The organism is Leeuwenhoekiella palythoae, assembly GCF_020310025.1.
GTDB classification, from domain to species: Bacteria; Bacteroidota; Bacteroidia; order Flavobacteriales; family Flavobacteriaceae; genus Leeuwenhoekiella; species Leeuwenhoekiella palythoae.
The window spans coordinates 3,988,501-3,994,766 of record NZ_CP084318.1 but is presented as its reverse complement, the minus strand read 5'-3'; the positions used below and the strand labels follow the sequence as shown (position 1 = coordinate 3,994,766).

Annotated in this window: 9 protein-coding genes; 5 read left to right on the top strand and 4 right to left on the bottom strand. The window is 38.7% G+C overall.

Going from position 1 to position 6,266, the window contains the following annotated elements:
* The first annotated feature begins 199 nt into the window (after positions 1-199).
* The gene (locus LDL79_RS17195) at positions 200-613 is read left to right on the top strand and encodes an acyl-CoA thioesterase (RefSeq protein WP_072982398.1); all 414 of its coding nucleotides are present in this window, start codon (positions 200-202) and stop codon (positions 611-613) included.
* Here the strand turns inward: LDL79_RS17195 and LDL79_RS17190 are convergent.
* The 4 genes from LDL79_RS17190 to ribD are packed head-to-tail and all read right to left on the bottom strand — an operon-like array spanning position 603 to position 3,754.
* The gene (locus LDL79_RS17190; protein WP_225598643.1) at positions 603-1,220 is read right to left on the bottom strand and encodes an IMPACT family protein; all 618 of its coding nucleotides are present in this window, start codon (positions 1,218-1,220) and stop codon (positions 603-605) included. The two genes, LDL79_RS17195 and LDL79_RS17190, sit on opposite strands and share 11 nt — an antisense overlap.
* 2 nt (positions 1,221-1,222) lie before the next feature.
* Positions 1,223-2,098 carry an EamA family transporter gene (locus LDL79_RS17185; protein ID WP_225598642.1) on the bottom strand — a complete coding sequence of 292 codons (876 nt, stop codon included), beginning with the start codon at positions 2,096-2,098 and terminating at the stop codon, positions 1,223-1,225.
* Positions 2,095-2,709, bottom strand: a complete 615-nt coding sequence (locus LDL79_RS17180) for an HAD family hydrolase (protein WP_225598641.1) — start codon at positions 2,707-2,709, stop codon at positions 2,095-2,097. Before LDL79_RS17180 ends, LDL79_RS17185 begins: the two co-directional genes overlap by 4 nt.
* Complete coding sequence (gene ribD / locus LDL79_RS17175) at positions 2,702-3,754, bottom strand: bifunctional diaminohydroxyphosphoribosylaminopyrimidine deaminase/5-amino-6-(5-phosphoribosylamino)uracil reductase RibD (RefSeq protein WP_262903805.1); 1,053 nt, start codon at positions 3,752-3,754, stop codon at positions 2,702-2,704. Before ribD ends, LDL79_RS17180 begins: the two co-directional genes overlap by 8 nt.
* A 35-nt stretch (positions 3,755-3,789) precedes the next feature.
* Here ribD and LDL79_RS17170 point away from each other — a divergent pair, with 35 nt between their 5' ends.
* From LDL79_RS17170 to LDL79_RS17155, 4 genes are read left to right on the top strand one after another with little or no spacing between them, the layout of a single operon-like run.
* Entirely contained in the window at positions 3,790-4,269 is a 480-nt protein-coding gene (locus LDL79_RS17170) for a GNAT family N-acetyltransferase (protein WP_225598639.1), read from the top strand.
* Positions 4,270-5,112 carry a peptide chain release factor N(5)-glutamine methyltransferase gene (gene prmC, locus LDL79_RS17165; RefSeq protein WP_225598638.1) on the top strand — a complete coding sequence of 281 codons (843 nt, stop codon included), beginning with the start codon at positions 4,270-4,272 and terminating at the stop codon, positions 5,110-5,112.
* Complete coding sequence (locus tag LDL79_RS17160; protein WP_225598637.1) at positions 5,112-5,702, top strand: LOG family protein; 591 nt, start codon at positions 5,112-5,114, stop codon at positions 5,700-5,702. The genes prmC and LDL79_RS17160 overlap by 1 nt, the downstream gene beginning before the upstream one ends.
* 3 nt (positions 5,703-5,705) lie before the next feature.
* Positions 5,706-6,230, top strand: coding sequence for a hypothetical protein (locus LDL79_RS17155; RefSeq protein ID WP_225598636.1), 525 nt, complete (start codon positions 5,706-5,708; stop codon positions 6,228-6,230).
* The last annotated feature ends 36 nt before the right edge of the window (positions 6,231-6,266 follow it).

Below are 6,266 nucleotides of genomic sequence, written 5' to 3'. Positions count from 1 at the left end.
CTTGTGGTGAAGTTTTTAGTTATTTTTGGTTTAGGACGACCGAAAAGTGAGAAAATAAAGAGATCTTCGTTTCATTCAGTGCGGGGCAAATATGTGAACAAAAATTGTAATAAAAAAAGAAAATTAGATTGCTTTTTTAGAATTTTTTCCGCATAATCTTTTCCTTCTTGAAAGTATAAATTTATTTGTTAATAACTGTATGAAAACGCATAATAGTTCTGTTAAAGTTAGGTATGGAGAAACCGATCAAATGGGAGTGGTTTACCATGGTAATTACGCTCAATATCTGGAAGTTGCGCGTATTGAATGGTTGTCTGATCTAGGAGTTTCTTATAAAAAAATGGAAGAAAATGGCGTGATGCTTCCTGTTTATGACATGCGATATTCTTTTTTAAAGCCTGCTTTTTTTGATGATCTTCTAACGGTTAAAACAACGTTGCGAAAAATACCCCGAGCGAGTATAGTTTTTGACTATGAAATTTATAACCAAAATCAAGAATTATTAACCAGAGCTGAAACAACTTTAGTTTTTGTTGATATGAAAACTAACAGGCCCACGCGTTGTCCACAATATATATTAGATCTACTTTTAGATCAAGATGCTAAAGAATAGTAGTTTGGATTCCGAAGACGGCATCAAAACGTTCTTGAATGCGTTCTAAATCATTTTTTCGAACCGAAACAGTTACTGCACAGCTCAATTCCATTTCTTGACTAGCAATAGTTAGTTGCTCTTCTTTTATGATGCGCATCACGGTATGTAGCAACGCATATTCAAATTTTAACTGAAGTTCTTCAGTAATGGTTTTGACTACAATCTTTGCGGTCTCTAAAGCGAGTTGCGCTACAGTTTTATATGCTTGAATCAAGCCGCCAACGCCTAGATTGGTTCCACCGTAATAGCGAATCACGGTTACCAGCGTATTGGTTACTTCAAAAGATTGTAATTGCCCGTAAATGGGCGGTCCGGCAGAATTCCCCGGTTCGCCATCATCATTAGCTCTGTAATGTTCATAATTTTTGCCCAACTGCCAGGCGTAACAAATATGTGATGCTTTGTTGTGTTGCTGATGCAAGGACGTTAGGACTTCTTCTATTTCTTCCTCAGTGCGTACGGGATGCGCTTGACCTATAAATTTGCTGCCACGGTCTTTAAACAAGGATTCTGCACTTGTTCTGGTAATGGTTTTGTAAGTGTCTCTTTGAGATTCTTCCTGCATAGTTATGATTTTACTACGGCTATAAGTATAATACTTACAACAGCGATTGCAATCCCGATCCAGTTTTTTGTTGAAAGCTTTTCCTTAAAAAATAAAATGCCAATCAAGGTCGCGACCATAACAATACCCACATTGTTTAGCGTGAAAACCGTACTGCTTTCTAGGGTAGGGTGGCGCAACGCCTGAACCAAAAAGTAGATAGAATAGTAATTAGGGATTCCTAAAGCAATGCCTCCAACTAAATTCTTGAAGGCTAGAGGTTGTTTGTTTTTGATAATCTGGTAAAATAATACGGCAATTCCTAATACAAACGCGGTAAGAAAAATCATTGCAGAAAATAAGGGTACGTCCTGTTCTGCCACAAAGCTGTCTTCGAGAAACTTTATGCTGGTATCAATGATTCCGCTGCCTAGAAATACCAAAATAGGTAAGAGCAGACCATTGTTTTTCACTTTTGAAATTTCGCTTGAATTTTTCAACGAAACCAAATACACCGCAATCAAAGCCAATACGATTCCCAGAATTTTTAACGCGCCTGAACTTTCTTTATAATAAATCAATCCAAAAAGTATAGGGAGAACGACACTCATTTTTGTAGCGACAGAAACCACAGATAGACCATTGCGTTGCGTGGTGATCGCCATAAGATTAAAGATCACTATAAAAAGCACTCCAAGAAAAAGCGTTCCCGGAAACCAATCATACGATGGAATTATTGTTAAGTTCACCGACTTACCATACGCCATAAAACCACAAGTGGTTGCGATCAAATAGTTGACCACAATGGCTTGAAAAGTGTTGACTTTAAATGTATCATACAATTTAAAGACTAAAAAGATGATACTTGAAGATGCTATGCTGAGCAGAAGGTAGATCAAAACAGCTGCTTCTTGATTTCAAAAAGTTGGGTGATATCTTCTTTTCCGGGTTCCAAGTGCCAAGTGTGAATTCCCATTGAGGATGCTGCAGCCGTATTTAAGATGGTGTCATCTATAAAAAGTGTTTCTTGAGCAGTTAATTGATCTTGCTGTAAAACAAAATCATAGATCTCGAGATCAGGTTTGCGCATATGTATTTGCTGCGAAAGATAAAAGCGCTCAAAACAGTTTTGAAATTGAGAATACCGCATCGCATCCATATTTTTTATCACCTGCTCGATGTGCAGATCATTAGTGTTGCTCAATAAAAAAAGTCTATACTTTTTAGATTTAGCCAGCTGAATGATCCAGTCTAGTCGGTGTTGCGGAAAATCTAAAATGATGCTATTCCAAGCCTGTTTAAAAGAAAGCGCAGTAAGTGCAGGAAATTTTTTCAGATACTGTTCAGTAAGCGCTTCACTACTCATAAGCCCTTTCTCATAAGTGTTATGCCAATTCACCATTTCATCATCAATTTGACGAATTCCCATTTTAGCGAGAGCTTGTTCAGGAGCTTTTTTATCCAGGTTGATAAAGACATCTCCAAAATCAAAAACAAGGTTCTTAATCATGTTTGCGGGTATAATAGACCAGTAGGTCTCCGGTTAGTTTTTCGGTTTTTAGGGTCTTGACTCTTTTAAGTTTGGGTGCGTGTATTCCGTTATTAAAACTTGTAGTTCCTTTAAACACGCGGGCTTCGTCCCAAGCTTCGGCATCAATAAACTGTTGTAAGGTAGCGCTTCCGCCTTCAATAATTACAGATTGTAAACCTTCTTTATAAAGAGAAGCTAATATCTGCTGGATCGTATTTTTTGTAAAATCGATCGTTAGGTATTTGAGATTATCGCTGTTAGACTGCTCCTTTTCAGTAAAAACAAGTGTCGGAACAGTGTGATCAAAAACAGTGCTTTCAAGATCTATTTTAAGCTTGCGATCTATAACAATACGCGTTGGAGAAGCACCACTCCAATCTCTGGTCGTAAGTGAAGGATTGTCTGCTTCTACAGTTTTTCGGCCTATAAGAATACTTTGTTCTTCTGCACGCCATTTGTGCACGAGTTGCTTGCTGAATTTATTAGTGATCCAAACCGGCTCTCGCGTAGAGCGCCTTTCAGCATCGGGAGCGATAAATCCGTCAAGGCTTTCCGCCCATTTGAGAATTATATACGGGCGTTTTTGCTGATGAAAGGTAAAAAAGCGTTTGTTCAGATCTATACATTCCTGCTCCAGAACACCTACTAAAACTTCGCAGCCAGCGTCCATTAATTTTTTAATTCCGCGACCGGCAACTTCAATAAATGGATCAACCGTGCCAATCACTACCTTTTTAATACCTTTTGCAATGATCATATCACTACACGGCGGCGTTTTCCCAAAATGACTGCAAGGTTCAAGGCTTACATAAATGGTTGCTTTTTCAAGAAGAGAGGTGTCCTTCACGCTATTTACAGCGTTGACTTCGGCGTGGGGTTGTCCTGCTTGATGATGCCAGCCTTCACCAATTATTCGGTCATTATAAACGATCACACTCCCCACCATTGGATTTGGGTAGGTGTTTCCGAGGCCGTTTTTGGCCAGTTGCAGGCAGCGCGCCATGTATTTTTCATGTATCTTCACAGCCTCAAAAATACCATTTAAAAGTAAGAATATCTATGTTGCAAATTAGGGCAGTTGAAGCCGCTGATAATAAAGAGTTGGCGAGCCTTTTAAGATCAATTTTGATCGAAATGGGCGTGCCAAAAGTAGGTACCGCTTATGCAGATACCGCTTTAGATTGTATGTACGAGACTTATGATGTAGATCAATCGGAATATTTTGTTATTGAAGAAGATGGAACACTTTTAGGAGGTGCCGGTATTGCGCCTTTAGCCAAATATGAGGGACCGGTTTGCGAACTTCAAAAAATGTATATTTCTGCTTCGCTACGCGGAAAAGGAGTAGGGCAGCGCCTCATGAACACCTGTCTTGAATTTGCTAAGAACCAGGGTTTTGAGCAGGTTTATATTGAGACGATGCCGTATATGGAAGCGGCACAAAAACTCTATAAGAAAACAGGTTTTGAGTATATTGATGGGCCGATGGGCTGCACCGGTCATAGTGCGTGTCCCGTGCATATGCTAAAGACGTTTTAAATGGTTTTAAAGGAATATCGTCAACAATTTTACGACGCCTTAGACGCACTTTACCCGCAAGAAGAGTCTGAGACTTTTTTTAAAATTCTGACTCAGGAATATCTCAAGTTGGCAGCATTTGAAATTCCTTTGAATTTTCAATTGGAGCTTACTGAAGCGCAGCAAACTCGTTTTGATCACGCTTTAAACAGACTTAAAAAGTTTGAGCCGCTGCAATATATTGTAGGTACTACAGAATTCTACGGATTTCCATTTGTACTTTCTCCTGATGTGCTCATCCCCAGACCAGAAACTGAAGAACTTGTCGAGTGGATTTATACCGACTTTAAAGATCAAGAATGGAAGGTCTTAGATATTGGCACGGGTAGCGGCGCTATTGCGGTAAGTTTAGCTAGAGTATTGCCTAAAGCTTCGGTTACTGCGCTGGATGTTTCAGCGAAAGCTTTAAAGATTGCGGCTGAAAATGCCACGACCAATGCTGTGAATATCAAGTTTATTGAACAGGATATTTTGGCTTGTGAGACGTTAGAGGAATCGTATGATGTGATCGTTTCCAATCCGCCTTATGTGCGTGATTTAGAAAAAGCAGAGATCAAGCCCAATGTAATAAATTATGAACCGCATTTGGCTTTATTCGTACCTGATGACAACGCTTTACTTTTTTATCGAAAAATTGCAGAATTAGCACTGAAAGCACTTCAGCCTAATGGAATTTTGTATTTTGAGATCAATCAATATTTGGGTGAGCAAACGGTATCACTTTTAAAAAACATAGGATTTTCAAAAGTAGAATTGCGCAGCGATTTTGCCGGAAATCCCAGAATGATAAAAGCACAACGCTAATGAATACTTTAAAATCAATTTGTGTTTTCTGCGGAAGCAGTGAAGGAAATGATCCTGCAATTCTAGAACAAGCTAAAGTTTTAGGAAACCAACTTGCAGCAAATAACATCACGCTTGTTTACGGTGGTTCTCAATTAGGAATTATGGGAGCTGTTGCCAAAGCTAGTCTGAATCAAGGAGGTAAGGCGATTGGGATTATTCCTGAATTTCTCAAAACAAAAGAAATTGTCTACGAAGAGCTTGACGAAGTGATTACCACGCAAAATATGCACGAGCGCAAATTAAAAATGCAAGAAGTAAGCGATGGTTTTATAACGCTTCCGGGTGGTTTCGGTACGTTTGAAGAACTTTTTGAGATCATCACCTGGAGTCAATTGGGTTTACATCACAAACCCATTGGTTTGCTTAATATCAATGGTTTTTATGACCACTTGATCGCGATGCTCGATGAGATGGTCAACCGGGGTTTTTTAAGTGCGAAGAATAGACAGTTGCTCATCGTGGATGACGAGGTAGATGGACTTCTTGATAAAATGAAGCATTTTATACCAGACTTTACTTCAAAATTTCTTAAACCCGAAAACACATAGATTTTGATTCGGGCTTTTGGGATGGTTTTGTTGTTAATGCTTACTTCGTGTCTTACGCGCGATGAGCGCATTAGCGAATTTCAAGATAAATTGGGTTTAGAAAAGGCTCAGATTTTGAATGAAATGGTAGACCATTTTGAAAGCCGTTTGCAAGTTTTATATCCGAAGCTCAAATTGAAGGATGCGTATATTCAGCTGTTGGAGGATTTAGAACATCATGCTTTGGATAATACCGAAATGTTATTTCAATGGCCCGAAGCACTTCTTTTTAAATATAAAAATTCAGGCCTGCAAAATGATTTTTATAAGCAGAAGTCCAATTCGAAAACTTTAAACGAGGAAGGTGTATTTTTTAAAGCAATGCGTTCCCAAAGCTATTATGATGAACTCATCGCTGAATATTTTTGGGTTTTAAAACAAACGGGGAAAATTACTCCGTCGCAGTTTGCTTCCGGAATGCTTCGGTTTGATTTTGATCCGAATAATTTTTTTCACAAACGCATACTTGTTTTTCAGTTTTTGCCTTAATAAGCCTTTTAATCTTAAACGCTAAAACCCGAACTT

Coding starts and splice junctions, on each gene's coding strand:
- LDL79_RS17195 (WP_072982398.1), top strand. CDS start 200: ATGAAAACGCATAATAGTTCTGTTAAAGTTAGGTATGGAGAAACCGAT.
- LDL79_RS17190 (WP_225598643.1), bottom strand. CDS start 1,220: ATGCAGGAAGAATCTCAAAGAGACACTTACAAAACCATTACCAGAACA.
- LDL79_RS17180 (WP_225598641.1), bottom strand. CDS start 2,709: ATGATTAAGAACCTTGTTTTTGATTTTGGAGATGTCTTTATCAACCTG.
- LDL79_RS17170 (WP_225598639.1), top strand. CDS start 3,790: ATGTTGCAAATTAGGGCAGTTGAAGCCGCTGATAATAAAGAGTTGGCG.
- prmC (WP_225598638.1), top strand. CDS start 4,270: ATGGTTTTAAAGGAATATCGTCAACAATTTTACGACGCCTTAGACGCA.
- LDL79_RS17160 (WP_225598637.1), top strand. CDS start 5,112: ATGAATACTTTAAAATCAATTTGTGTTTTCTGCGGAAGCAGTGAAGGA.